30 protein-coding genes are annotated in these 23,586 nt (G+C 43.6%); 4 read left to right on the top strand and 26 right to left on the bottom strand.

Going from position 1 to position 23,586, the window contains the following annotated elements; all coding sequences use genetic code 11:
- Positions 1–151 precede the first annotated feature (151 nt).
- Both AOC33_RS02760 and AOC33_RS02755 read left to right on the top strand, forming a co-directional pair.
- Entirely contained in the window at positions 152–1,282 is a 1,131-nt protein-coding gene (locus AOC33_RS02760) for a porin (protein WP_089515055.1), read from the top strand.
- Between the two features lie 177 nt (positions 1,283–1,459).
- Positions 1,460–2,566: a phage integrase SAM-like domain-containing protein gene (locus AOC33_RS02755; RefSeq protein WP_089515054.1), complete on the top strand. Its 1,107-nt coding sequence runs from the start codon at positions 1,460–1,462 to the stop codon at positions 2,564–2,566.
- A gap of 39 nt (positions 2,567–2,605) precedes the next feature.
- Here AOC33_RS02755 and AOC33_RS02750 read toward each other — a convergent pair whose 3' ends face one another.
- From AOC33_RS02750 to AOC33_RS02730, 5 genes are all read right to left on the bottom strand, one after another.
- The gene (locus AOC33_RS02750) at positions 2,606–3,340 is read right to left on the bottom strand and encodes an amino acid ABC transporter ATP-binding protein (RefSeq protein ID WP_089515053.1); all 735 of its coding nucleotides are present in this window, start codon (positions 3,338–3,340) and stop codon (positions 2,606–2,608) included.
- A 58-nt stretch (positions 3,341–3,398) separates the two neighbouring features.
- On the bottom strand, positions 3,399–4,064 hold the full coding sequence (locus tag AOC33_RS02745) for an amino acid ABC transporter permease (RefSeq protein WP_089515052.1): 666 nt from the start codon (positions 4,062–4,064) through the stop codon (positions 3,399–3,401).
- Between the two features lie 13 nt (positions 4,065–4,077).
- Positions 4,078–4,845 carry an amino acid ABC transporter permease gene (locus AOC33_RS02740; RefSeq protein ID WP_089515051.1) on the bottom strand — a complete coding sequence of 256 codons (768 nt, stop codon included), beginning with the start codon at positions 4,843–4,845 and terminating at the stop codon, positions 4,078–4,080.
- 42 nt (positions 4,846–4,887) lie between these two features.
- The gene (locus AOC33_RS02735; protein WP_089515050.1) at positions 4,888–5,784 is read right to left on the bottom strand and encodes an amino acid ABC transporter substrate-binding protein; all 897 of its coding nucleotides are present in this window, start codon (positions 5,782–5,784) and stop codon (positions 4,888–4,890) included.
- Between the two features lie 213 nt (positions 5,785–5,997).
- Entirely contained in the window at positions 5,998–7,158 is a 1,161-nt protein-coding gene (locus tag AOC33_RS02730) for a porin (protein ID WP_089515049.1), read from the bottom strand.
- Positions 7,159–7,428: 270 nt separating this feature from the next.
- Between AOC33_RS02730 and AOC33_RS02725 the strand changes: the two genes are divergently transcribed.
- Positions 7,429–9,027: an SEL1-like repeat protein gene (locus AOC33_RS02725; RefSeq protein WP_143744006.1), complete on the top strand. Its 1,599-nt coding sequence runs from the start codon at positions 7,429–7,431 to the stop codon at positions 9,025–9,027.
- A 51-nt stretch (positions 9,028–9,078) separates the two neighbouring features.
- Here the strand turns inward: AOC33_RS02725 and tatC are convergent, their stop codons facing one another.
- From tatC to hisB, 10 genes are all read right to left on the bottom strand, one after another.
- Positions 9,079–9,870 carry a twin-arginine translocase subunit TatC gene (gene tatC, locus AOC33_RS02720; protein ID WP_089515047.1) on the bottom strand — a complete coding sequence of 264 codons (792 nt, stop codon included), beginning with the start codon at positions 9,868–9,870 and terminating at the stop codon, positions 9,079–9,081.
- A gap of 19 nt (positions 9,871–9,889) precedes the next feature.
- On the bottom strand, positions 9,890–10,378 hold the full coding sequence (gene tatB / locus AOC33_RS02715) for a Sec-independent protein translocase protein TatB (protein ID WP_089515046.1): 489 nt from the start codon (positions 10,376–10,378) through the stop codon (positions 9,890–9,892).
- 87 nt (positions 10,379–10,465) lie between these two features.
- A complete protein-coding gene (gene tatA, locus AOC33_RS02710; protein WP_089515045.1) occupies positions 10,466–10,705 on the bottom strand; it encodes a Sec-independent protein translocase subunit TatA in 240 nt (79 codons plus the stop codon).
- A 13-nt stretch (positions 10,706–10,718) separates the two neighbouring features.
- Positions 10,719–11,096, bottom strand: a complete 378-nt coding sequence (locus AOC33_RS02705) for a histidine triad nucleotide-binding protein (RefSeq protein WP_089515044.1) — start codon at positions 11,094–11,096, stop codon at positions 10,719–10,721.
- Between the two features lie 55 nt (positions 11,097–11,151).
- Positions 11,152–11,538 (bottom strand): phosphoribosyl-ATP diphosphatase, encoded by a 387-nt coding sequence (locus AOC33_RS02700; protein ID WP_089515043.1) that lies wholly within the window; start codon positions 11,536–11,538, stop codon positions 11,152–11,154.
- A gap of 66 nt (positions 11,539–11,604) precedes the next feature.
- A complete protein-coding gene (gene hisI, locus AOC33_RS02695; RefSeq protein WP_089515042.1) occupies positions 11,605–11,982 on the bottom strand; it encodes a phosphoribosyl-AMP cyclohydrolase in 378 nt (125 codons plus the stop codon).
- 46 nt (positions 11,983–12,028) lie between these two features.
- Positions 12,029–12,787: an imidazole glycerol phosphate synthase subunit HisF gene (hisF, locus tag AOC33_RS02690; RefSeq protein WP_089515041.1), complete on the bottom strand. Its 759-nt coding sequence runs from the start codon at positions 12,785–12,787 to the stop codon at positions 12,029–12,031.
- 56 nt (positions 12,788–12,843) lie between these two features.
- Positions 12,844–13,581, bottom strand: a complete 738-nt coding sequence (gene hisA / locus AOC33_RS02685; RefSeq protein ID WP_089515040.1) for a 1-(5-phosphoribosyl)-5-[(5-phosphoribosylamino)methylideneamino]imidazole-4-carboxamide isomerase — start codon at positions 13,579–13,581, stop codon at positions 12,844–12,846.
- A 21-nt stretch (positions 13,582–13,602) separates the two neighbouring features.
- A complete protein-coding gene (gene hisH / locus AOC33_RS02680; RefSeq protein WP_281252740.1) occupies positions 13,603–14,280 on the bottom strand; it encodes an imidazole glycerol phosphate synthase subunit HisH in 678 nt (225 codons plus the stop codon).
- A gap of 39 nt (positions 14,281–14,319) precedes the next feature.
- A complete protein-coding gene (gene hisB, locus AOC33_RS02675) occupies positions 14,320–14,907 on the bottom strand; it encodes an imidazoleglycerol-phosphate dehydratase HisB (protein WP_089515039.1) in 588 nt (195 codons plus the stop codon).
- Between the two features lie 135 nt (positions 14,908–15,042).
- On the opposite strand from hisB, the gene hisC reads away from it, so the two are divergent.
- Positions 15,043–16,110, top strand: coding sequence for a histidinol-phosphate transaminase (gene hisC / locus AOC33_RS02670; RefSeq protein WP_089515038.1), 1,068 nt, complete (start codon positions 15,043–15,045; stop codon positions 16,108–16,110).
- Here hisC and AOC33_RS09100 read toward each other — a convergent pair.
- The 11 genes from AOC33_RS09100 to AOC33_RS02620 form a co-directional block, all read right to left on the bottom strand.
- The gene (locus tag AOC33_RS09100) at positions 16,094–16,252 is read right to left on the bottom strand and encodes a hypothetical protein (RefSeq protein ID WP_180738083.1); all 159 of its coding nucleotides are present in this window, start codon (positions 16,250–16,252) and stop codon (positions 16,094–16,096) included. The two genes, hisC and AOC33_RS09100, sit on opposite strands and share 17 nt — an antisense overlap.
- Positions 16,253–16,609: a hypothetical protein gene (locus AOC33_RS02665; protein WP_089515037.1), complete on the bottom strand. Its 357-nt coding sequence runs from the start codon at positions 16,607–16,609 to the stop codon at positions 16,253–16,255.
- Positions 16,610–16,719: 110 nt separating this feature from the next.
- Positions 16,720–18,045 carry a histidinol dehydrogenase gene (gene hisD, locus AOC33_RS02660; RefSeq protein ID WP_089515036.1) on the bottom strand — a complete coding sequence of 442 codons (1,326 nt, stop codon included), beginning with the start codon at positions 18,043–18,045 and terminating at the stop codon, positions 16,720–16,722.
- 7 nt (positions 18,046–18,052) lie between these two features.
- Positions 18,053–18,691: an ATP phosphoribosyltransferase gene (hisG, locus tag AOC33_RS02655; RefSeq protein WP_089515035.1), complete on the bottom strand. Its 639-nt coding sequence runs from the start codon at positions 18,689–18,691 to the stop codon at positions 18,053–18,055.
- A 7-nt stretch (positions 18,692–18,698) separates the two neighbouring features.
- A complete protein-coding gene (gene murA, locus AOC33_RS02650; RefSeq protein ID WP_089515034.1) occupies positions 18,699–19,982 on the bottom strand; it encodes a UDP-N-acetylglucosamine 1-carboxyvinyltransferase in 1,284 nt (427 codons plus the stop codon).
- Between the two features lie 18 nt (positions 19,983–20,000).
- A complete protein-coding gene (locus tag AOC33_RS02645; RefSeq protein WP_089515033.1) occupies positions 20,001–20,243 on the bottom strand; it encodes a BolA family protein in 243 nt (80 codons plus the stop codon).
- Positions 20,244–20,288: 45 nt separating this feature from the next.
- Positions 20,289–21,077 carry an ABC transporter permease gene (locus AOC33_RS02640; RefSeq protein WP_180738082.1) on the bottom strand — a complete coding sequence of 263 codons (789 nt, stop codon included), beginning with the start codon at positions 21,075–21,077 and terminating at the stop codon, positions 20,289–20,291.
- Positions 21,074–21,817: an ABC transporter ATP-binding protein gene (locus AOC33_RS02635; RefSeq protein ID WP_089515032.1), complete on the bottom strand. Its 744-nt coding sequence runs from the start codon at positions 21,815–21,817 to the stop codon at positions 21,074–21,076. The genes AOC33_RS02640 and AOC33_RS02635 overlap by 4 nt, the downstream gene beginning before the upstream one ends.
- Positions 21,814–22,092, bottom strand: a complete 279-nt coding sequence (locus AOC33_RS02630) for an STAS domain-containing protein (RefSeq protein WP_089515031.1) — start codon at positions 22,090–22,092, stop codon at positions 21,814–21,816. The genes AOC33_RS02635 and AOC33_RS02630 overlap by 4 nt, the downstream gene beginning before the upstream one ends.
- 2 nt (positions 22,093–22,094) lie before the next feature.
- Positions 22,095–22,739, bottom strand: coding sequence for an MlaC/ttg2D family ABC transporter substrate-binding protein (locus AOC33_RS02625; protein ID WP_245835567.1), 645 nt, complete (start codon positions 22,737–22,739; stop codon positions 22,095–22,097).
- A gap of 76 nt (positions 22,740–22,815) precedes the next feature.
- Positions 22,816–23,553 (bottom strand): MlaA family lipoprotein, encoded by a 738-nt coding sequence (locus AOC33_RS02620; protein ID WP_089515030.1) that lies wholly within the window; start codon positions 23,551–23,553, stop codon positions 22,816–22,818.
- Positions 23,554–23,586: the final 33 nt, after the last annotated feature.

Raw genomic sequence — 23,586 nt, 5'->3', positions numbered from 1 at the left:
AAATAGTCACTATCTGACGTACTAATCTTAGGAGGAAGAGAAAAACAAAGATTTGACCTGAATCAAATCAAACTTAGCCAAAGTAGCTAAGTGCTGCTTACTTGATTTAGGTCAAATCAAGGTCTCATTCGTAGTCTTTGGAGATTTACGAATGAAAAAATTATTAATCGCAACAGCAGCACTAGCAATGGTAGCTGGTACAGTACAAGCTCAGTCATCAGTGACTGTTTATGGCAAAATTGATGCTGGTTATTCTGATCGTAAAGCAGAAGGTACCTCAGGAACAGAAGCCAAAGGTAAAAGTATTGCATTCAATGCTCACGAAACAAGCCGTTGGGGTGTACGTGGTACTGAAGACCTAGGTGGTGGCTTGAAGGCTAACTTTGTTATTGAAACTCAATTGGGTGATGACAACTCAAACTCTGCTGCAACATTGCAGGGTACTCTTCCAGTTAATGATGAAGCATTAGGTGGTCGTGCTTTATGGGCTGGTGTTTCAGGTGGTTTTGGTGAAGTTCGTGTTGGTTACCAAAACGCATTCTCTAAAGATTATGTTGCTGGATTCTCAGCATCAGGTGGCTCAAACGTAATTGGTGACCCAACTATGGCAGCTGGTCGTGCAGTTGAGAAAACAGCACGTCTTGGTCTTTTAGATTCACGTTATACAGCAGTTTCATATGCATCACCAGCGATGAGTGGTTTCACTGTTAAGGCAATGATTGTTTCTGATAAACAAGATTCAGATAACACCACAGCCGCAAAGAAAGATGCAAAAGGTCAAGAATTTGCTCTTCAGTATGCTCAAGGTCCTTTTGCAGCTGCTGTAGCATATGGTTCTTATGAAGTTAGCGGTGTGTTACCTACAGTAGGTAACATGTCAGTTACATTAGCTGACAGCGCATTGGTTCACGAGCAAGACTTGATGTCTATTTATGCTAGCTATGACTTAGGTGTTGCTAAATTATTTGCTAAGTACGGCAATGTTGAGTCTAAGCAAAAAGGTGGATCAGCAACAACGGATGGTGAAGCAACATCTACTGTAGTTGGTGTAAGAGTTCCAGTTGGTAACGCAACATTTATCGCTAACTATGCTACTGGCGACTATGAGTCACTTGCAGGTACAACTAAGTATGATGACTCTGGTTATCAATTAGGTCTAGAGTATGCATTGAGCAAACGTACTAAGCTATATGGAATATATGGTAAGACAGATACAGATATCACTGCAACAACAAAAGAGAAAGACAGTCAAGTTGCGTTTGGTTTGATTCACAACTTCTAATTTCTCGCTGGCCTAGCCAGTTAGAGTTAGAAATATTTCAAGGAGTCCTGTTTTTTAGGGCTTGATGAAATTAAGCAAAAAATTAGCCACCCCTCGGGGTGGCTTTTTTATATATTTTATAAGTAGCAATAAAAATCTGTTAGTGTTTTCCCCCTTAAATTACATAAGGTATTTGAGATGAGGCTTACTAACCCCAATTTTCTGGCGAGCAATGACGATGTTTATGCAGTCGAAAGACTGTCATATCAGTCACAATTGACGCCTGAAAATTTAAATAAATCAATGGGTTGCAGTCTTACATTTGCAGATGTTTGCGACAAACTTTTAATCAAAGAAACAATCCGAGTTCAGCGTCGAGAGTTTGCAAGTCGGTCTTTGGTGATGCTCAAAAGTCGACTAAGTCGACATGTTTTACCCTTCTTTGGCCCAAGATCAATAACTCAAATTACTTCTGCGGATCTAGAAGAATTTCTCACTTATTTGTATGAATTTGATCTATCAGACATCACGATTAATCAATATTTCAATGCTTTAAGAAAAGTTTTAACTCATACTTTTGAGTCGGATCTCATCAGTAAATTGCCGCGTTTTCCAAAGCTAAAAATGAACAGTATTCCAAGGGGTGGATTCACTGTGACTGAGTATTTAAAAATATTGCGCTATGCCAAAGCACATCGCACTGCTGATGAGGAAGTTCGTGTGAAGACGCATCGCGATACCAAGGATGGAATTTTCTCGCACAAGGAGGAGTTGCCTCACGAATTTGCTTGGCTCATTGGTTTTATGGTTAATAGCTTTATAAGGCCTGTGGATGTGAAATTAATTCAACATCAACACGTTGAAATCGTGAGGGGTAAGTACATTTATTTGCGACTCACTTTGCCAGAAACTAAAAAGCATCGAACCCAAATCGTGACTTTGTTTCCAGCTGTGCGCATATACGAAAAACTCTTGGCGTACATGGAAAAGAAGGGTTTAGCAAAACCAACAGATTACTTATTTTTGCCTGAAATATTGGATCGAGAAGCAGCAAGTTACTTGATCACCAGAGACTTTAGAAAAGTGTTGATCGGCACTGGTCTACGCAAAGGACATTTGAATCAGAATAAAACGCTTTACAGCTTAAGACATACAGCAATTACTTTTAGACTCTTGTATGGCAAGGGAATTGATTTATTGACCCTTGCAAGGAATGCCAGAACATCAGTAGAAATGATTGAGCGCTTTTACGCTAGCCAACTCACGCCTGAGATGAACATTGCTTTATTGCAGAGTAGGCGTTGATTAAAAACGTAATACAGCAATATTTATTTAGTGTGGAATTTAATGCGCCAAGATCTTAGATAAGAAATCTTTTGCCCTTGGTGATCTTTCTTCGGGTTTGTTAAAGAAATCATCCTTCGGACAATCTTCAACAATCTTGCCCTGATCCATGAAAATCACGCGATTGCTGACTTTTCTGGCAAAACCCATTTCGTGGGTCACGCACATCATGGTCATCCCTTCATGAGCAAGCTGAACCATCACATCCAATACCTCACCCACCATTTCAGGGTCTAGAGCGGATGTGGGCTCATCAAACAACATCACAATTGGATCCATGCTCAAAGCTCGTGCAATCGCCACGCGTTGCTGTTGACCGCCTGATAGCTGACCCGGGAATTTATCTTTTTGAGCCGATAAGCCTACGCGATCTAAGTATTTCAAGCCATGAGCAAGAGCATCGCTGGGGCTTCGACCGAGCACCTTGATTTGAGCCAAGGTCAAGTTTTCAGTGACAGATAAATGCGGGAATAATTCAAAGTGTTGGAACACCATGCCCACTCTTGAGCGCAATTTAGGTAAATTGGTTTTTGGGTCATGAACAGCAATACCATCAACGGTGATTTCACCTTTTTGAAATGGCTCTAATGCATTGATTGTTTTAATTAATGTGGATTTACCAGAACCCGATGGCCCACAAACAACAACGACCTCGCCTTTTTTAATGTCAGTGGTGCAATCAGTTAATACTTGGAAATTGCCATACCACTTGGAGACGTTTTTCATTTCAATCATGGTGATCTCTTATGTCTTTGTTGTTTGATATTTAATTTATTGAGTTACTTATTATGTTTTAACGAATAATCGCGACACGTTGCTGCAACACCCTGACAAGCCTTGATAAGCTAAAGCAGATCAAGAAATAAATCACGGCTGCAGCTAAATAAGTTTCAATTGGACGACCAAAGTTTTTGCCGGCCACTTCAAAACCTTTGAGCATGTCATAAGCACCGATGGCATAAACCAAGGATGTGTCCTGGAACAAAATGATGGTTTGCGTGAGTAGTACCGGAATCATGTTCCTAAAGGCTTGCGGCAAAATGATCAAACGCATGTTTTGCGAATAGGTCATGCCCATGGCTTGGCCAGCATGGATTTGCCCTCTAGGAATCGATTGAATGCCTGAGCGCATGATTTCGCAAAAGAAGGCAGCTTCAAAAGCAACAAAAGTGATGATGGCTGATAGTTCAGCGCCAATTGGTTTACCAAGAATGGCTGGCATCAATAAAAAGAACCAGAGAATCACCATCACCAATGGAATCGAGCGCATCGTGTTCACATAAGTCGCTGCAGGTATCTCTAACCACTTATTGCCTGATAGACGCATCAAAGCTAAAAGAGTGCCAAAGAAAATACCACCCACCGTGGCAATCACGGTTAACTGGATACTGAACACCAAGCCACTCAAGACATAACTTCGGATGAGCTCCCAGCTATAAAAAGAAAGATCAATATTCATTTATTTATCTTTCTTAATGACCACCGCTGCTTGCTGCAGCAATGAAACCAGGCACTCTGGTTCTAGATTCAATGAAAGCCATGACACGGTTCACACTCAAAGCAGAAACCACGTACAAGGCTGTCACGCCTAAATAAATTTCAATGCCTCTGGAGGTCTCTTCTTGTGCTTGCATAGCAAACAAAGTCAGCTCCGCAACTGAAACAGCAAAAGCCACAGAAGAGTTTTTAATGATGTTCATTGACTCTGATGTCAATGGTGGAATCACGATGCGTAAAGCCATGGGCAAAATCACATAGCGGTATGACTGAGTGGTGGTTAAACCAACTGCCAGTGCGGCGTATCGCTGCCCTCTAGGCAAAGAGCCAATACCGGCTCTGACTTGTTCTGCAATACGAGCAGAAGTGAAGAAGCCCAAGGCCAAACTCACCAATACAAATGAAGGGAAGCCCTTCATCACAGGAAATAAAGCGGGTATCACGTGATACCAAAGAAAAACCTGAACCAATACGGGGATATTTCTGAATAACTCGACCCAAACCGTGCCTAATAAAGCCAGCGCTCGGGTCATCAAATTATCGGGGGGCAAAGTTCTTAAAGTGCCCATCAAGACACCCAAAATCATGGCCACAAAAAGACCCAGGGCTGAAACTGATAAGGTCCAGCCCCAAGCAGATAACATCCAGTCTAAATAAGTAATTTCTCCACCGGTGCCAAAGCACACCGGTGAGAAATCTTCTTCTAAAGTACTTTTACAAAATACTTCCCAATTCCAAGACATCTAATGTGTTTACTTTCTACTACTTAATACTTGGTTAGGGAATTACTTCTTAGCGTAGTCTTCAGCAGGTTTGTCGTTTGGATTAGCCCAGGCGTCTTTTGTACTTGCAGACAAAGCTAAACCAACTTTATTGCCTTTTGGTGGAATTGGTTGCAAGAACCACTTGTCCCACAATTTAGCCAATGTGCCGTCTTTCATCATCTTCTTGATGCTGTCGTCCACAGACTTCTTGAACGCTGGGTCATCTTTACGGATCATGATCGCGATTGGCTCAACTGCAATAACTTCGCCAACGATTTTGAAATCAGCTGGGTTCTTAGCGTTGGCAATGTTACCGGCCAAGATTGAGCCGTCCATTACGAATGCATCAGCACGACCAGACTCTAACAACAAGAAGCTGTCAGCATGGTCTTTACCAAATACTTCATCAAAGTTCACGTTTGCAGCACGCTCGTGCTTACGCAACAACTGAACGGATGTTGTTCCTGTTGTTGTAGCCACTTTCTTGCCAGCCAACTGGTTCAAAGAAGTGATGCCAGAGTTTGCTTTAACAGCAATACGAACTTCTTCAACATATGTTGTTACAGCAAAAGCCACGTCTTTTTGACGTGTTGCATTGTTTGTTGTTGAACCACACTCAATATCAACTGTACCGTTAGCCACCAATGGCAAACGATTTTGTGAAGTCACAGCTTGATATTTGATATCTAGCTTGTTTAATTTCAATTGTTTTTGCACATCGCCCAAAACGCGTTGGCAAATTTCTACGTGGTAACCAGCAAACTTGCCGTCACCCACTGTGTATGACAATGCGCCTGAAGACTCACGCACACCCATTGTTACGGCGCTTGATGACTTGATTTTTGCCAAAGTGTCAGCTTGTGCTGTGGCGATCACGCCCAAACCTAATAATGCTGCAACCAATAGATTCTTTTTCATTACTGCTCCTTCATTGTTATTAAAACGAACCGAAAACAGACCTAATCAGGCAAAAAGCCGGATTTATACTTTTTAGCAGATTTACCCATGAAAAGGTAGAGCATTTGCCCTAGGATGGGACGAAAAGTCCATTAAATGCTTAAAAAGAAAAAACCCACTCCGAAGAGTGGGTTTCCATACAAGCTAAATCTAACTGGCTAGGCCAGCGAGAAATTAGAATGAGTGACGAATACCAATCATAGAAACGTCTGACTCACCTTTGTTTGTACCTTCAAACTCAGTTTTGCCGTATAGAGCGTAAGCAGTAGTGCGCTTGCTTAACTCGTAACGAACTTGAGCTTGCATACCTTTAACATCAGTAACTACACCAGCAGCAGTTTTGATTTCGCCATCACCAATAGATGCTAACAATGTTGTTTTACCCATTGTATATGTTGCACCAATATCGTAGCCTTTGTTTTGATCTTCTGCAGCTGTTGCTGAAGCTTTGTACTTAGCAGAGTTGTAAAGACCAAATGCCTTGATCGCGCCCATTGTGTATGTAGCACCAAACTGGTCAAGTGTGATTTCTGTTTTAGAAGCTGATACAGCTGCAGTACCGTTGTTACAACCAACCGGTGTAGCTACGCCTGTACAAGTTGCAGCAACAGCAGCAGCAGCCTCAACTTCTGTATCCAATTGTGAACGTGTGTAGGCAGCAGTAATACCGTTACCAGCATATGCTAACTGGAATGCTGTACCACTTGTTTCATCCTTACCTGTGTTTGCTGCTGCATCTTTATCAGATGACTTAGCGTATAGCTGAGCAGATACAGTTACACCGCTAAAGCTTGGTGAAACATAGGTAACTTGGTTTGAGTTACGGTCAACGATTGGCTTAATTTTTTTAGAAACTGCTTCGCCTTGCTCTTCACCACGTGTAATTTCTAGAGTAACAGAACCTTGCTCAAAGTCACCACCACCACCAAATGCTGTGAAACCATCATTTGTGTTTTTGCCCAATGTGTTACCACGGCCGAAACTCAATGTACCCAAATTTTTGTCGCTTAATGAAAGCAATGATTGACGAACTGAGTGAGCTGCTGTGCTCTCACCAACGTTCAAACCTAATTCATATGTGAAGCCAGCTGTCAAACCACCACCTAGGTCCTCAGTACCACGGAAACCTAAACGTGAACCAGACAAACCTTCTGAAGCACCAACTGCTTTAGCTTTTGTAGTTGTGCCTTGAGCTGCTGCTGCTGCAGTAGTAGCTGTCTTAGACTCTGAAGCATAGCCCATATCCAAAATACCGTAAACTTGAACTGATGACTGAGCTTGTGCTGCTGTTGCAAATGCTGACAAAGCAGCTAGTGCTAATAATGATTTTTTCATTCGTAAATCTCCAAAAATGTGAAATAAACGTACCTAGTTAATCTAGGGACCTGGCCATACTGCAACATGTCTATGACGCTTAATGTGTAGTTGCGGGGCTGCGGGGGTGTTTCTCTGTCGATTTTTAGAAGAAATTCACATAGTGTTGCATCTACGCAACAAATCATTTTTAATTCGCTGTATTTCAAGAGAAATTAGGTGTTAAATACATATTAACCCTAATAAAAAAGGTATTTTTGTCACATGGCAAGCAGAGAATTCCTGAAAATCATGAAATTAGCCCGTTCTGGTGATGCTTTGGCGCAACAGAAAATAGGCCATATTTATATGCTTGGGGACGATGGAGTGCCCAAAAACTCTCAAAATGCTTTGCTTTGGCTTGAGAAAGCAACCGTAAGTATCGGATTTAGTGAAGAAATATTTAATTTTGTGGCTGATCAGCTTGAACTCTCGATCAACCTCTCCTCAAGCCAAGCGCCCTTTGCATGGAAATGCCTTTTATTAGCTGCTAATGCAGGACACACCCGCGCCAGATGGCTGATGGCACAAGCCATCTCACAATTTTCACCTCAAACAAATCAAATCTCTGAAACACCCATCACTGCTTTGGCATTTGCACAAATGTCTGAGAAAAATTGGAGCGATGCTGGTGGCCTTGAATCATTTCTCACACTCGCTCATCGCTATTTAGAAGAGTTGGCCGACTTATCTTCTTTCAATGAGCAAGCTTCTGCTAAAAAATTACTCGCTCAATGCTTACAAGATGGTCGCTTAGGCACCTTGGATGTTGATCGCTCAAAAAAAATCATCGCCTCATTGGCGACTCAATCTAATGACATCGGTTTAAGCAGCTTACTTTCTTTAGGCTTCTCCTTTAATCAAGGTATTGATGCCAGCTTGGTGCCCGCATTGAAGATGCACCTACCGAGCTTACTCAGCAATAAAAAACACCAACAAGAACACCTCCCCATTTACTGGGCAGGATGGCAACAGCTACAAAATGCTGATGCATTAGAAATCGCTGCTGAGCTGGGTCATGTTCCAGCACAACTTGCCATGGGCTTGCGCCTTGCTAAATTAGACACAACAGTTGATGAAGTCATTGGTAACGATAAAAACGATTCGACAGCTGCCGAAGCAAAAACAAACTCTGGTAACGCGCGCTTAAAGCGCGCAGTCTATTGGCTCAAGCTTGCTGCCAATCACGGTGAACGAGAAGCTTGGTACGCACTGGGTCTGATTAATCGCATGCCTCAATACTCTGGCTACAGCGCTGAAGACAGCGATACTTATTTTGATAAAGCGGCCGATCTCGGACATCCTCAAGCTCAATATCGCAAAGGTGCGGCTCTCTGGCGCAAACGCGCACAACTATCAGAAGAAGTTGAAGGCTTACAAGCCTCTTATTGGGTGTGGCATGCCTCGCAACAAGGCGTGACCGAAGCACAAGAATTACTTTCTAAAATCATGGAAAGTCACTCCAATCCCAAGGCAAACGATTGGCATCAACTAGCCAGCGCTGTTGCTCAAGCCATGACTGAAAACTCTCATCGCTTCACTGGAGAAATACTTCTCATGTGTCATCGGGTGCTTGTGGCGAATCAGTTAAATTTATCGAAAGCAGAATTGCTGCTCGCTGACATTGCAGCCATCCAACATGAACATGGTGCCGTGGTAGACATCAGAGCAGAACTGCCGCGCTCAACACCACGACTGATTCTGATTGAAACGCTTGAACAACGCAAAGCATTGATGATGGCCAGCAAAGCATTTGCCAATGCAGAACTTAGTAACAGCTTGGATGAAGGTAATTTAAGACAGCGACGTTATCGCTTAGAAAAACTCATGGAAATGGTGCAAATTAAATAACTTAGTTTTAACTATTTACTTTTTATATTTCTAACTAATTTAATTCGTAAATTAATTCGCTGAAGCTGCTTCAGTCTCTTCTGCAGGATCCAACTTCTTCTCATAGAACCTGGCCACAAAAATACCCAACTCATACAAGATGCAAAGAGGCACAGCCAACAATAATTGTGACAACACATCTGGTGGCGTCACAACTGCAGCAATCACGAAAGCACCGACGATCACGTAAGGACGGATCTCTTTGAGCTTTGCAATTCTGACCATGCCCAATTTCACCAACACCACCACAACCACGGGTACCTCGAAAGTCAAACCAAATGCCAAGAACGTGGTCATGGCAAAACTCAAATACTTATCAATGTCGGTGGCCATATCAGCACCTAAGGGTGCGTTGTAATGCGCCATGAATTGAAACACGGTTGGAAATACCAAGAAGTAGGCAAATGCCATACCAGCGATGAACAACAAATAACTGCTGGTCACAATCGGTAGGATCAATTGACGCTCGTGGTTATACAAACCTGGCGCAATAAAAGCCCATAACTGATACATGATCACAGGCAAAGCACCCAAGAACGCCACCAACATGGTCACCTTCATTGGTACGAAGAATGAACCTGTGACATCAGTCACGATCATCTTGCCACCACTGGGTAAAGCATCAAGTAATGGCTTAGAGAACAAATGGAAAATATCCGGCGCCCAATACACCAAACACAAAAACACCAACAACAAAGCACCGACTGCTTTGATCAAGCGATCACGCAGCTCAAATAAATGAGACAGGAATGTTTCTTGGATTCCGTCTTCTTTATCTGCTTCAGGTGTTTGATTTTGTGACATGGTTTAAATACTTGCGCTCTTAGAAAAATGATTTTGGTGTTTTTTGCTGACTCACAGCACGACGAAAACGCTTCACTCTGGCAGCGCCTGATTGAATCTTGGTTTTCACGCCAGTATTGCGCTTGTACCACTGAGGCATCGCTGTTTTCTTCACACCCCAACTATCACGACCCTGGCGCACATTTGTTTTAGGTTCACGCACAGCATAGTTGTTATCAAAGTCATAACTGAACTCAGGGTCATTCAAACTCGAACTCGCCTCGCTCGTGACTTGATTGATGCTGGACTCAACATCTTTCACGGCAGAAGTTGCAGCTTGCTGCATCTTCTTCAGCTCATCCAACTCAACTTGACGATTGACTTCACTTTTCACTTCAGCCATGTAGCGCTGAGCACGACCTAACAAATTACCCGCCATGCGAGCAACCTTTGGTAAACGCTCAGGACCAATCACCACCAATGCGACTACCGCAATGAGGGCGAGCTTGGAAACTCCAAGATCGATCATGTCAAATGAACTTAAAAATAATGATGGTGTGTATCAAGCAGAGGTGTGTGTACCAGTAATGACAAACACACCCAATGCTTGGAGGTCTTAACCTCTGTTCACATCCTTGGCTTGAACATCCACTGTCTTGCCATCGTTCTGACCTTGGATTTGAGTAGCAGGGTTAGAAGTATCCGCTGGCTTTTCTTCGCCATTCTTCATGCCATCTTTGAAGCCTTTAACAGCTCCGCCCAAATCTGAACCAATGTTGCGCAATTTTTTAGTACCGAACACCAAAAGAACGATCACTAAAACAATAATCCAATGCCAAACGCTAAATGAACCCATTTTTAACTCCTAATTAGTTTTTATTCCACGGACGGGGGCCACCCATCACATGCATGTGCAAATGGTAAACCTCTTGACCACCATCTACACCGTTATTGATAACTACACGAAAGCCCCCGGAGTCGCCAGGGCGGCATCCTTGCTCTTGGGCAAGGCGCGGTGCAATTGTTAACATTCTACCCAGTAATTCACCATCTGCGCTAGTGGTGACCATTAAATTCGCAAAATGACGCTTAGGCACAACCAGAAAATGAACCGGCGCGGCTGGATTTATGTCATGAAAGGCAAATAACTCCTCGTCCTCAAAGACTTTTTTACTCGGTATTTGACCTGCAATGATTTTGCAAAAAATGCAATTTTCTGAGTGATCGTGACTAGCAGGTGCGCTCATAGGCTCAAATTTTGATGAATGGTGGTAATTAAAATAGTCAGGGCGATTGGGATGGTCAAGATTTTCTGGCCGCTTTTTCAGCAATGCCAGAAACCCCTTCGCGGCGTTCTAACTCAGCAATCACATCTTCAGGACGCAAATTGAACTGAGACAAAGCCACGAAACAGTGGAACCAAAGATCGGCAATCTCGCCCACCAACTTGCTTTGCATTTCTGGGGCCAAGTTCGCGAAGCGACTATCTTTGGCAGCCATCACAGTCTCAGCAGCCTCTTCGCCAATCTTTTTCAAGATTGCGTCATCGCCTTTACTGAACAGCTTGGCAATATATGAAACATCAGGATTGGCTTTGCCTGCTAAAAAATCAGCACGACGAGCATCCACCACATCGGCCAATCGTTTGATGGCATCCATATTGTTATTTGGTTTGGTTTGCTCTGTCATATTCAATGGTGCTTTGCACTTAAATTGTATTTATTGAGCCAATTGGCCGAATGGAATAACTCTAAACTATTTTTTCCAAACAGGGCCATTGGGTGTTTTTTCTAAATCCAAGAAAAAACAACTATGTTCACCCGTGTGGCAAGCAATGCGATCTTTTTGATCCACTTTGATCAAAATCGTATCGCCATCACAATCCAAGTGAATACTCTTCACTGTTTGCACATGACCAGATTCTTCACCCTTGTGCCAAATCTTTTTTCTAGAACGTGACCAATACACGGCCTCGCCTTTTTCTAAAGTGAGTTGCAATGATTCACGGTTCATCCACGCCATCATCAGCACATCACCAGTATCAAACTCTTGAGCGATCACAGCCACCAAGCCCTGCTCATTCCAAGTCACTTGGTCTAGCCAGTTATTTGATTGTGCGTTTTTATCACTCATGTCAATTCCAAATCGATTAGGTTAGATGCCTTAGATGCTTTAGATGCTAAAGGCGCACCGGTATACCTTGCTGTGCCATCAACTGTTTGGCTTGGCCCACCGTGTATTCACCAAAGTGAAAAATACTCGCTGCCAACACTGCATCAGCATGACCTTCTTTGATGCCATCTGCCAAATGCTGCAAATTACCAACGCCACCAGAGGCAATCACTGGCACTGGCACGGCATCACTCACCGCACGAGTCAGAGCCAAATCAAATCCATTTTTAGTGCCGTCGCGATCCATGCTGGTCAACAAGATTTCACCAGCACCGCGCTTGGCCACTTCTTGCGCCCAAGCAATCGCATTGATGCCTGAGTTCTTACGCCCACCATGCGTGAACACTTCCCACACACCCGGTGAAGTTTGTTTGGCATCAATGGCCACCACGATGCATTGCGAGCCATACTTGGCTGCGGAATCAGACACCAAATCTGGATTGGCCACAGCAGCGGAGTTCATGCCTACTTTATCCGCACCAGCATTCAGTAAACGACGCACATCGGCCACAGCACGAACACCACCACCAACTGTCAAAGGAATGAAGACTTGTGAAGCCACATCTTCAATGATGTGCAAAATCAAATCTCGCTCATCGGATGTGGCAGTGATATCTAAAAAAGTAATTTCATCGGCGCCCTGATCGTCATAGCGCTTGGCAATTTCAACAGGGTCACCAGCATCACGCAACTCAACAAAATTCACGCCCTTCACCACCCGACCTGCGGTGACGTCTAAACAAGGAATGATTCTTTTTGAAAGCATGAATGTTTGGTTACTTTTTTATTTATTTAACTATTTATTGATAATCAACAACTCAATCACTTCTTACCGTCGGCATACTTCTGAGCTTTGGCAAGATCAAGATCACCGGTGTAAATCGCACGACCTGCAATCACACCCATCACACCCTCTGGCTCAGCAGCACACAAGGCATCAACGTCTTTCATATTGGTCAAGCCACCACTGGCAATGATTGGAATATTCACCGCTTGAGCCAACTTCACAGTGGCATCCATATTGATACCTTGCAACATGCCATCGCGACCAATGTCGGTATAGACAATGGCTTCAACACCATAGTCTTCGTATTTTTGTGCCAAATCAATCACTTCGTGACCGGTTAATTTGCTCCAACCATCGGTGGCCACTTTGCCATCTTTGGCATCTAAACCAACAATGATGTGTCCTGGAAAAGCCACACATGCATCTTGTAAAAACCCTGGGTTCTTCACCGCAGCTGTACCAATGATCACGTAGCTGATGCCATCATCCAATAAACGCTCAATGGTTTCTAGATCACGAATACCGCCGCCCAATTGAACAGGAATATCGTCACCAACCGCTTTCAGAATTGATTTGATCGCAGATTCATTTTTAGGTTTGCCAGCAAAGGCACCGTCTAAATCAACCAAATGCAAACGACGTGCACCTTGCTCAACCCAGTGCTTTGCCATCGCGCCCGGATCTTCCGAGAAAGTCGTGACTTTATCCATATCACCTTGCTCTAAACGAACACAGTGGCCTTGTTTAAGATCAATTGCAGGTATTAACAACATGATAGATATTTAATAAAAAGATTAAGGTTGCCAACGAGTGAAATTCTGATACAAACGCAAACCTAAGTGTGCGCTTTTTTCTGGGTGAAACTGTGTTGCAAAAATATTATCTTTTGCCACGGCACATGTAAACAAAGATCCGTAATCTGTTGCACCCACAGTATGAGCTGAATTAGCAGGAACTGCATAGTAGCTATGCACAAAATAAAAGGCGCTGTTATCTGGAATACCTTCCCACAGCGTGTGCTTTTGAACTTGTTGGACCTGATTCCAACCCATGTGCGGCACTTTGAAGTGTGAGCCATCGGCCTGATTTTTTCCAGCCAAATCAAAACGAATCACCTTGCCCGGCAACAAACCAAGACCTGGTGTGACATCTGTTCCAGCCGGTGCATCAAATCGAACCTCAGTACTGCTCTCAAATAGCATTTGCTCACCCACACAAACACCCAACATGGGTTTGGTGCGACTGGCCTCTAAAACAGCGTCCAATAATCCAGACTCTTGTAAATGTGACATGCAATCAGGCATGGCGCCTTGTCCTGGCAGCACCACTTTGTCTGCGGCTTTAATTTCTTCAACTTTTGAAGAGATCATCACTTTTGCTTCAGGAGCAGCATGCATCAATGCCTGCGCAACTGAGCGCAGATTACCCATTCCGTAATCGACAATGGCAATGCTTGGTGAATTTTTAGACAAGGTCTGAACCCAATAGCGGACAGGTGAGTGGACGAGTTTTTACAAACTACCTTTTGTAGAAGGAACCACACCACTGGCACGAGGGTCTAATTCCAAGGCCATGCGCAAAGCACGGCCAAAAGCCTTAAACACTGTTTCAATTTGGTGGTGCGCATTGATGCCGCGAATATTGTCGATGTGCAAAGTCACACCCGCGTGATTCACGAACCCGCGGAAAAACTCAATCGTCAAATCAACATCAAAATCACCCACGCGTGCGCGTGTGAACGGCACATGGAACTCCAAGCCTGGACGACCGGAAAAATCAATCACGACTCGTGACAAAGTTTCATCCAAAGGCACATAAGAATGGCCATAACGAGTGATGCCCTTTTTGTCGCCAACTGCCTTGGCAATCGCTTGACCCAAAGTAATACCCACATCTTCAACGGTGTGGTGATCATCAATGTGTGTATCACCTTTGGCTGTTACAGCCAAATCAATCATGCCATGTCGAGCAATTTGATCCAACATGTGATCGAGGAATGGAACCCCAGAATTAAGTTGAGCTTTACCCGTGCCATCCAGATTGAGAACAATCTGAATTTGGGTTTCTGAGGTGTTACGAGTGACGTCTACGTTGCGCATACCGTCATAATATCACCGTCCCCCTGAAATTCCACCCCGTGGTAACCTTCTGAAGGTGCTGATTTTGAACGAAATTAGCTAAAAATCATTGAAATAACCGTATAAATTACTGAATTAATAAGGCAAGACAAGAAGATGAGCCGTTTTTGGAGCAAAACAGTTAAAGAGTTAACGCCCTATGTTCCGGGCGAACAACCCAAATTAAGCCAGCTCATCAAGCTCAATACCAATGAGAGTCCTTATGGCCCGTCTCCGAAAGCATTGGCCGCCATCGCCGCCGCCAATACTGAAACCTTGCGTCTGTATCCGGACCCAAATTCTGATGCCTTAAAACAAAGCATTGCCAAACTTCATGGCCTAACAGCCAATCAAGTATTCGTTGGCAATGGTTCCGATGAAGTCTTGGCTCATGTATTTTTAGGTTTACTCAAACACGAAGACCCAATTCTGTTTCCGGATATCACTTACAGCTTTTATCCGGTCTACTGCAAACTCTACAGCATCGCTTTAGACAATATTCCACTGAGTGATGACTTTTCAATTTCAGTTACCGACTACCTGAAGAAAAACAATGGCCGCAATGGCGGCATCATTTTTCCGAACCCGAACGCACCTACAGGTAAAGCCCTGCCTTTAAAAGACATTGAAACATTGCTTCAATCAAACAAAGACAGCGTTGTGGTGATTGATGAAGCTTATGTTGATTTTGGAACTTCATCAGCCGTGTCATTGATCAAGCAATACAACAACCTCTTGGTAACTCACACCCTGTCAAAGTCATATGCTTTGGCTGGCTTGCGTGTAGGTTATGCCGTGGGTCATCCTGATTTAATTGAAGCACTCGAGCGCGTTAAAAACAGCTTTAACTCTTACCCCATTGATAAATTAGCGATGGCTGGCGCCATGGCGGCCATTGAAGATCAAGATTACTTGAAGAAGATCAGTCAAGCGGTGATCAAAACGCGCGAGAACTTGATTCAATCACTGAATACTCTTGGCTTTGAAACCATTCCGTCTTCAGCTAATTTCATTTTCACGAAACATCCTAAACACGATGCCGCAAAACTATCTGCAGCGCTTCGCGAAAAGCACATCATCGTGCGTCATTTCAAATTACCGAGGATTGATCAGCATCTTCGCATCACCATCGGTACTGACCAACAGTGTGATGCATTAGTTAAAGCTATCAAAGAGATTCTTTAACTAACTTTGGAATATTGCATCCGTTATTCGTCTTTACTTTTTCAATAATTGCTTTATTCATCTGATCTATGGTCACTTTTTTATTTGAAGTGCCAAAAAATCCTTTTATCTCGGATACAGCTGATATTTGACGAGTATCCACTTAGGCGATACCTCTTGTAAAAAATGCCACTGCACTAATACCCACTGACATGCATGCGACCATCAAGCCTCCCAGGCGATTGAATAGCTTGCTAGTTAATACATCTGCCATGCAATAAATTTTTTCTTCTAAATGAGAAACCTTGCTATCCAAGTGTTTAAATTTCTCATCAAGAAGATTAAATTTTTCATCCAAATGATCCCTTACTTCATACAACTCTTTCTTGGTCGCAAAGTCATGTGTGGCATTTAAATTCATGCCCACACCTTCAGCGATGACCTCTGCTTGAGATTGACTGAACCCAACAGCTTGTAATTCTTTTGAGTATTGAAGGGTGCTGAATGATGTCATGTTCATATTGTCTCCTCTTAAAACAGAATTTTATATTTTTTATAAGTAAGAAATCAAATCAACAAAAGTAATGGCACACAAACTGTGTGCCATTACTTTTAATACTTTTTATTGGATTACTTTTTGAGTCTTAACTCGGCAGCTCTTGCGTGAGCTTGCAAACCTTCGCCGTGCGCCAAAGTGCTGGCGATTTGACCAAGCTTTTGAGCACCTGTTTCACTGACCTCGATCATGCTTGAACGCTTGATGAAATCATAAACACCCAAAGGAGATGAGAAGCGTGACGTTCTCATCGTTGGTAAAACGTGATTCGGTCCAGCGCAATAATCACCCAAAGACTCACTGGTGTATGGACCCATGAAGATCGCGCCCGCATGACGAATCAACTCCGCCCATTGGCGAGGGTTGTCGGCACAAATTTCTAAGTGCTCGGCTGCAATTGAATTAGCAATTTCACAAGCTTCATGCATGTCTTTGACCAAAATCATCGCGCCACGATCTTGCAATGACTTTTTAATCACTGCTTGTCTTGGCATCTCTGGCAAAAACTTCAAAATGCTGGCCTGTACTTGATCAATGAATGATTGACTTGGGCACAACAAAATAGATTGGGCCAATTCATCATGCTCAGCTTGTGAGAATAAATCCATCGCAATCCAATCTGGATTGGTATTGCCATCACATAAAACCAAAATCTCTGATGGGCCTGCAATCATATCGATACCAACAGTACCAAACACGCGACGCTTAGCAGCTGCCACATAAGCATTACCAGGACCCACAATCTTATCGACCGCTGGAATTGTTTCTGTACCGTAGGCCAAAGCACCCACCGCTTGAGCGCCACCAATGGTGAAGGCTCGATCCACACCAGCCACTGCAGCAGCAGCCAAAACCAATGGGTTGCGCACACCATCAGGTGTTGGCACCACCATGATGACTTCACTCACACCAGCGACCTTCGCTGGAATGGCGTTCATCAACACAGATGATGGGTAAGCAGCTTTACCGCCTGGAACATACAAACCGGCACGATCCAAAGGTGTTACCTTTTGACCTAAGCGAGTACCGTCAGCATCAGCGTAGTCCCAACTGTGACAACCTGATTCAATCTTTTGACGCTCGTGATAACTTTTAACTCTGGCAGCTGCGGCTTCTAAAGCGGCTCTTTGTTCTTTTGGCAAAGACTCAAGAGCAACGAATAATTCTGTTTTTGTAATCTCTAATGATTTGATTGAACTTGCTTGCTCTTTGGACAAGCGATCAAACTTTTGCGTATATTCCAAAACAGCTTGGTCACCACGTGCTTTGACATCGGCTAAAATTTTTGCTGCCGCTAAATCAATTGCCTCGTCTTCTGCCGCATCAAAAGCCAATAGCTTTTTAAGCGCCGGTGAAAAATCAGCGTCTTGACTATTGAGTTGGCGAACAAGCTTGGTCATCAGAACATCACACTTTTGAAAATGCGTCTAACAAAGGTTGCAAGTCTGCACGACGCCTCTTGTACGCGGCTTGATTCACAACCAAGCGAGAGCTGATCTGACTGATCACTTCAACTTCTTTCAATTGATTGGCTTTTAAAGTATTGCCAGTGGACACCAAATCCACAATGGCATCGGCCAAGCCAACCAATGGGCCTAATTCCATCGAGCCATACAATTTGATCAAATCAACGTGAACACCTTTATTAGCAAAGTGTTCACGTGCCTGTTCGACATACTTTGTCACCACGCGCAAACGAGCGCCTTGGCGAACTGCGTTCGCATAATCAAATCCTTCACGAACAGCGACTGACATGCGGCACTTTGCAATACCCAAATCGATAGGTGCATACAAACCATCCATGCCGTGCTCTGCCAATACATCGTAACCAGCCACGCCTAAATCAGCAGCCCCGTATTGCACATACGTTGGCACATCAGAAGCCCGGACGATGATCACCCGTAAATTAGGGCTGGAAGTTGGTAGGATTAATTTGCGTGAAGTCTCAGGATCTTCAGACACAGTGATGCCTGCCTTTGCCAGCATCGGCAAAGTTTCATCAAAGATACGACCCTTGGATAGGGCCAAAGTAATCATTTTAGACATGGCTCTATTATTTCACGCGAACGATGTTAGCGCCTACTGCGGCTAACTTTTTCTCCATCCGGTCATATCCACGGTCCAAATGGTAAATCCGATCCACAATCGTCTCGCCCTGAGCGGCCAAGCCAGCGATCACCAAACTGGCAGACGCGCGTAAATCCGTGGCCATCACAATGGCTCCCGATAAGCCTTTGACTCCCTCGGTGGTGGCGGTATTACCCTCAATCACAATATTGGCGCCCAAGCGATTCAGCTCTTGAACGTGCATGAAGCGATTTTCAAAGATGGTTTCTGTGACGCGTGATGTGCCAGTCGCAATGGTATTCATGGCCATGAACTGGGCCTGCATATCGGTTGGGAACGCTGGGTATTCAGAAGTCTTAAAACTAACGGCTTTTGGACGTTGATTCATGGTCACATGGATCCAATCAGCCCCTACTTCAATCTTTAAACCCGCTTCGCGCAATTTATCAATCACCACATCCAAGGTGTCAGGACGGGCATTCTTGATCATCAAATCAGAGCCCAACTCACCCATGGCGCCTGCCACGCACATGAATGTGCCTGTTTCAATACGATCTGGAATGATGCTGTGCTCAGCACCGTGCAAAGCTTTAACTCCCTGGATGATCAAACGATCAGTACCAAGGCCCTTGATGTTGGCGCCCATCTTGATCAGCAATTCTGCTAAATCAGTGACCTCTGGCTCACGGGCAGCATTTTCTAAAACCGTTTCACCTTCAGCCAACACTGCAGCCATCATCAAATTTTCTGTGCCGGTGACCGTGATCATGTCGGTCAAAATTTTTGCACCCACCAAGGCATTTGGATTTTTACCAAACTTTGCCTCGATATAACCATGTTCAATATGAATATCCGCACCCATGGCTTTCAAGCCCTTGATGTGTTGATCTACTGGACGTGCACCAATCGCACAACCGCCCGGCAAAGACACTTTGGCACGACCAAAACGTGCTAACAATGGGCCCAATACCAAAATAGAGGCGCGCATGGTTTTCACCAAGTCATAGGATGCTTCGGGCGTGTGAATATCAGAGCCATCCAAAACAACCACTGAACGATCTTCTGGATTCGGGAATGTGACCTTCAAGCCCATTTGCGCCAAAATTTTTAGAATCGTGCGCACATCCTGAAGATCAGGAAGATTTCTTAAAGTGATCGGCTCAGCACTCAAAAGACCTGCACACAAAATCGGCAGCGCAGCGTTTTTAGCACCAGTGATGGTGATCTCACCTTTTAGCGGAGTACCACCTTGTATTGATAACTTATCCACGTCTTTATAACCTTTTAATTATTTTCCAGCCGCATGCTCTTCTGGCGTCAATGCCTTGAATGATAGGGCATGAATTTCAGATTTCATTCGATCGCCCAAAGCAGCATAGACTTTTTGATGACGTTGAACCAAACGCAAACCCTCAAAGTCAGCACTCACAATCGTAGCAAAGAAATGCTGTCCATCTCCTTCAACTTCAAGGTGTAAACACTCAATGCCATTGGCAATATAACTTTTGACTTGTTCAGGACTTGGCAACATAGAAATATCTCTTTTGAATAATGACGATCAATGAAATAAAGCCCATCAATGTCTTAATTTATAACCAGTTGATAAAAGCTTCAGGGTTAAAGCCGCTACACCTAAGAAGAAAACACTGATGATCAACAAACTGAACCATGGTGACACGTCAGATATACCAAAAAATCCATATCTAAATCCATCAATCATGTAGAAGAATGGATTGAAATGAGAAATGGTTTGCCAAATGGGTGGCAAGCTATGAATCGAATAAAAAACACCCGATAACATTGTGGCCGGCATGATGAAAAAATTCTGGAAGGCAGCCAACTGATCAAACTTCTCAGCCCAAATACCTGCGATCAAGCCTAGAGCCGCTAACAACGCAGCGCTTAGCAAACCAAACACCAAAATCCACAAAGGCTGATAAAAACTGATGTCAGTGAACCAACAGGTTGCTAAAAATACGCCCGCCCCTACTGCAACACCCCTGACCATGGCCGCCAAGATATAAGCGGAGAAAAATTCAAAATGGGACAAAGGCGCCAGTAATACAAAAATCAAATTACCCGTGATTTTTGACTGAATCAAAGATGAAGAAGTATTCGCAAAAGAATTTTGCAGCAAACTCATCATCACCAAACCAGGAATCAAAAATGCTGTGTAACTAATCGCGTCATAAACTTTGACATGATCTTCAAGCACGTGACCAAAGATCATCAAATACAAGATGGCAGTCAAAACTGGTGCAGCCACCGTCTGAAAACTCACCCGCCAAAATCTTTTGACTTCTTTGTAGAAGAGCGCATAAAAACCACTGCTTGATTCGAAGGTATTCAAATTCGACTGACTCAAGAGGCACTCTCCTCTTGCATGATTTGCATGAAGACATCTTCCAAATCACCATCTTTGGCATTTGGATTTTTCACTCGCTTCAATAAATTCGCTGTGCTATCCAAAGCCACGATTTGCCCTTTTTTCAGCATTGCGATTCGATTGCACAATTGCTCAGCCTCCTCAAGGTAATGAGTGGTCAATACAATCGTGTGGCCTTCTTGATTCAGGCGGCTGATGAATTTCCAAAGAGATTGGCGCAATTCAACATCAACTCCTGCCGTTGGCTCATCCAAAACAATCACAGGTGGGCGATGAACCAAGGCTTGAGCCACCAACACGCGGCGCTTCATGCCGCCAGAAAGAGCGCGCATATTCTTATCGGCCTTATCTGTGAGGCCCAGGTGATGCATGATTTCATCTATCCATGCATCGTTATTATTAATGCCAAAATAACCTGATTGAAATTTCAGGGTCTCACGAACATTAAAAAAAGGATCAAATACCAATTCTTGAGGAACAATGCCTAGCAAACGTCTGGCTGCACGAAAATCAGTTTGAACATCATGCCCCATGACCTTGACGTGACCGTGACTTGGTCTGCATAAACCAGCCAAAATAGAGATGAGTGTTGTCTTACCAGCCCCGTTGGGACCTAACAAGCCAAAGAACTCGCCCTCTTCAATACTTAAGTTAATGTCATTAAGTGCTAGTAAAGGGCCGTAATTTTTACTGAGGTTTTTAAATTCAATTGCACTCATACCAGCACAACATCTGATAAACCATAAACAGTTGCTAGGCTGGCAAGTTTTTCTGGTATAGCATCCAAATGAACCTTGATTGACTGCTCTTTTGCTTGACGCTTCATCGATAAAATCATGCTCAAGGCACTCGAGTCAAAGGACTGCAAGTCTTTACAGTCAATCACCATCAAACTTCCCTGTGCCAAAGTCTTCATCATGCCAAGCCCGTTGGCCAACACGCTCTCAACATTAGCGTGATCAATCTTTGCAGGAAATTTGAAGCTAGCAGTCATCGTTATTTGGCGTTGGCCAGAGAATTATTTCTTTGTTGTAAAAATTGAATCAAGCCATCGATGCCACCCTTGCTGACCTGATCATTGAATTGATTGCGGTATGACTCAACCAACCAAGCACCCAAGATGTTGATGTCATACACACGCCAAACATTGGCAGTTTTTTCAAGGCGATAGTCCAACTGAATAGGCTCACCCTTGCCAACGACGACAGTTCTGACAATCACATCAGTGTCATCTGCTGAAGCTCTGAATGGTTTGTATTGAATCTTTTGATCTTTGACTTGCGCCAATGCACCGCCATAAATACGGATCAACAGTGTTTTAAATTCTTGCGTGATCAAAGCTTGTTGTGCAGGCGTTGCTTTCGACCAATTTCTACCCATAGACATACGAGTGGTTTTTTGAAAATCACTGTAAGGTAATATTTTTTGATCAACCAAGGCATTGATTTTCCTTAAATCACCGCTTTGAATAGCTTTATCAGCTTTGATGGTGTTCATCACATCTTCAACCACAAACTTCACCAAGCCATCTGGGGTATTCATATTGGCTGCGGCTTGCTGAGCATGAGCAAAAGAAGCGAAGCCCGTGATCAATGTCAATGCAATGGTGGCAAATGTTTTATTCAGAATAGGGTGCATCATTAGTCGAAGTGCCTTATTTAATAGATCTGTATCAGGTACCTAAATTGTATAGATAATGCGAAGCAATTTCAGAAGCTCAATCTTCCTCTTTCACAGGAGGGGGATTGCCGTCATAAACCTGATTGCGGCGACGCTGTAAATAACCATCTCTCAAGAAGCTGTACTTATCAAATGCAGCATCTTCCAAGAGTTGTCCCGCATCCAATAAATCTGCACGACGATTGATCACTCTTAGGGCATTCACAGCAATTTTTTCATCACTGTTGAGCTTATTGGTATTGATCATGAAATCAGTTTCGATATCAACAGCCAAACCAACCGTATCTCTCACATTGCTTGCGCCGAAGAATGGCAACACAACATAGGGGCCATCAGAAAAACCCCAAACACCGAGCGTTTGACCAAAATCTTCTCTGTTCTTATCTAAACCCATATCGGTAGCGACATCAAATAAGCCTAAAACACCGATGGTCGAGTTAATTAAAAATCGTCCAATGTCGTTGGCAGCTTCTACAGGTTTAGCTTGCAACAAATTATTGGCCGCAATCAACACATCATTGATGTTGCTAAAAAAGTTTGTCACGCCTGTGCGAACAAATTCAGGCAAGACAAATTTATACGCTTCTGCAATCGGCTTGATCACATAATCATCAGCTGCTTCGTTGAATGAAAAAACGGCACGATTCATCGGTTCAAACGGATCAATTTTAGCAACTCGCTCATTTTGCTGAGTGGTGGCACAGCCGGTCATCATGATCACGCTGAACATCAAGATTTTTTTTATGATTGTTTTATTGATTAAGTTCAACATCATGATTGGTCAATCTTCTTTCTTTTTAGAGTGCGT

The organism is Polynucleobacter cosmopolitanus (assembly GCF_002224225.1).
GTDB classification, from domain to species: Bacteria; Pseudomonadota; Gammaproteobacteria; order Burkholderiales; family Burkholderiaceae; genus Polynucleobacter; species Polynucleobacter cosmopolitanus.
Note: the sequence above shows the minus strand (reverse complement) of the source record. Positions and strands in the feature narration are given on the sequence as shown.

What these genes read in the sequence shown, in the direction of transcription:
- AOC33_RS02665 (WP_089515037.1), bottom strand. Translation starts at nt 16,609, where the DNA reads ATGAACATGACATCATTCAGCACCCTTCAATACTCAAAAGAATTACAA.
- hisD (WP_089515036.1), bottom strand. Translation starts at nt 18,045, where the DNA reads ATGACCAAGCTTGTTCGCCAACTCAATAGTCAAGACGCTGATTTTTCA.
- hisA (WP_089515040.1), bottom strand. Translation starts at nt 13,581, where the DNA reads ATGTTGTTAATACCTGCAATTGATCTTAAACAAGGCCACTGTGTTCGT.
- AOC33_RS02760 (WP_089515055.1), top strand. Translation starts at nt 152, where the DNA reads ATGAAAAAATTATTAATCGCAACAGCAGCACTAGCAATGGTAGCTGGT.
- tatC (WP_089515047.1), bottom strand. Translation starts at nt 9,870, where the DNA reads ATGTCACAAAATCAAACACCTGAAGCAGATAAAGAAGACGGAATCCAA.
- AOC33_RS02755 (WP_089515054.1), top strand. Translation starts at nt 1,460, where the DNA reads ATGAGGCTTACTAACCCCAATTTTCTGGCGAGCAATGACGATGTTTAT.
- AOC33_RS02745 (WP_089515052.1), bottom strand. Translation starts at nt 4,064, where the DNA reads ATGAATATTGATCTTTCTTTTTATAGCTGGGAGCTCATCCGAAGTTAT.
- AOC33_RS02735 (WP_089515050.1), bottom strand. Translation starts at nt 5,784, where the DNA reads ATGAAAAAGAATCTATTGGTTGCAGCATTATTAGGTTTGGGCGTGATC.
- AOC33_RS02620 (WP_089515030.1), bottom strand. Translation starts at nt 23,553, where the DNA reads ATGATGTTGAACTTAATCAATAAAACAATCATAAAAAAAATCTTGATG.
- AOC33_RS02750 (WP_089515053.1), bottom strand. Translation starts at nt 3,340, where the DNA reads ATGATTGAAATGAAAAACGTCTCCAAGTGGTATGGCAATTTCCAAGTA.
- AOC33_RS02635 (WP_089515032.1), bottom strand. Translation starts at nt 21,817, where the DNA reads ATGAGTGCAATTGAATTTAAAAACCTCAGTAAAAATTACGGCCCTTTA.
- AOC33_RS02700 (WP_089515043.1), bottom strand. Translation starts at nt 11,538, where the DNA reads ATGACAGAGCAAACCAAACCAAATAACAATATGGATGCCATCAAACGA.
- tatB (WP_089515046.1), bottom strand. Translation starts at nt 10,378, where the DNA reads ATGATCGATCTTGGAGTTTCCAAGCTCGCCCTCATTGCGGTAGTCGCA.
- AOC33_RS02740 (WP_089515051.1), bottom strand. Translation starts at nt 4,845, where the DNA reads ATGTCTTGGAATTGGGAAGTATTTTGTAAAAGTACTTTAGAAGAAGAT.
- AOC33_RS02645 (WP_089515033.1), bottom strand. Translation starts at nt 20,243, where the DNA reads ATGTTGCCAAGTCCTGAACAAGTCAAAAGTTATATTGCCAATGGCATT.
- AOC33_RS02705 (WP_089515044.1), bottom strand. Translation starts at nt 11,096, where the DNA reads ATGAGCGCACCTGCTAGTCACGATCACTCAGAAAATTGCATTTTTTGC.
- hisB (WP_089515039.1), bottom strand. Translation starts at nt 14,907, where the DNA reads ATGCGCAACGTAGACGTCACTCGTAACACCTCAGAAACCCAAATTCAG.
- AOC33_RS02730 (WP_089515049.1), bottom strand. Translation starts at nt 7,158, where the DNA reads ATGAAAAAATCATTATTAGCACTAGCTGCTTTGTCAGCATTTGCAACA.
- hisI (WP_089515042.1), bottom strand. Translation starts at nt 11,982, where the DNA reads ATGAGTGATAAAAACGCACAATCAAATAACTGGCTAGACCAAGTGACT.
- tatA (WP_089515045.1), bottom strand. Translation starts at nt 10,705, where the DNA reads ATGGGTTCATTTAGCGTTTGGCATTGGATTATTGTTTTAGTGATCGTT.
- AOC33_RS02630 (WP_089515031.1), bottom strand. Translation starts at nt 22,092, where the DNA reads ATGACTGCTAGCTTCAAATTTCCTGCAAAGATTGATCACGCTAATGTT.
- hisF (WP_089515041.1), bottom strand. Translation starts at nt 12,787, where the DNA reads ATGCTTTCAAAAAGAATCATTCCTTGTTTAGACGTCACCGCAGGTCGG.
- hisG (WP_089515035.1), bottom strand. Translation starts at nt 18,691, where the DNA reads ATGTCTAAAATGATTACTTTGGCCCTATCCAAGGGTCGTATCTTTGAT.
- AOC33_RS02625 (WP_245835567.1), bottom strand. Translation starts at nt 22,739, where the DNA reads ATGATGCACCCTATTCTGAATAAAACATTTGCCACCATTGCATTGACA.
- hisC (WP_089515038.1), top strand. Translation starts at nt 15,043, where the DNA reads ATGAGCCGTTTTTGGAGCAAAACAGTTAAAGAGTTAACGCCCTATGTT.
- AOC33_RS02725 (WP_143744006.1), top strand. Translation starts at nt 7,429, where the DNA reads ATGAAATTAGCCCGTTCTGGTGATGCTTTGGCGCAACAGAAAATAGGC.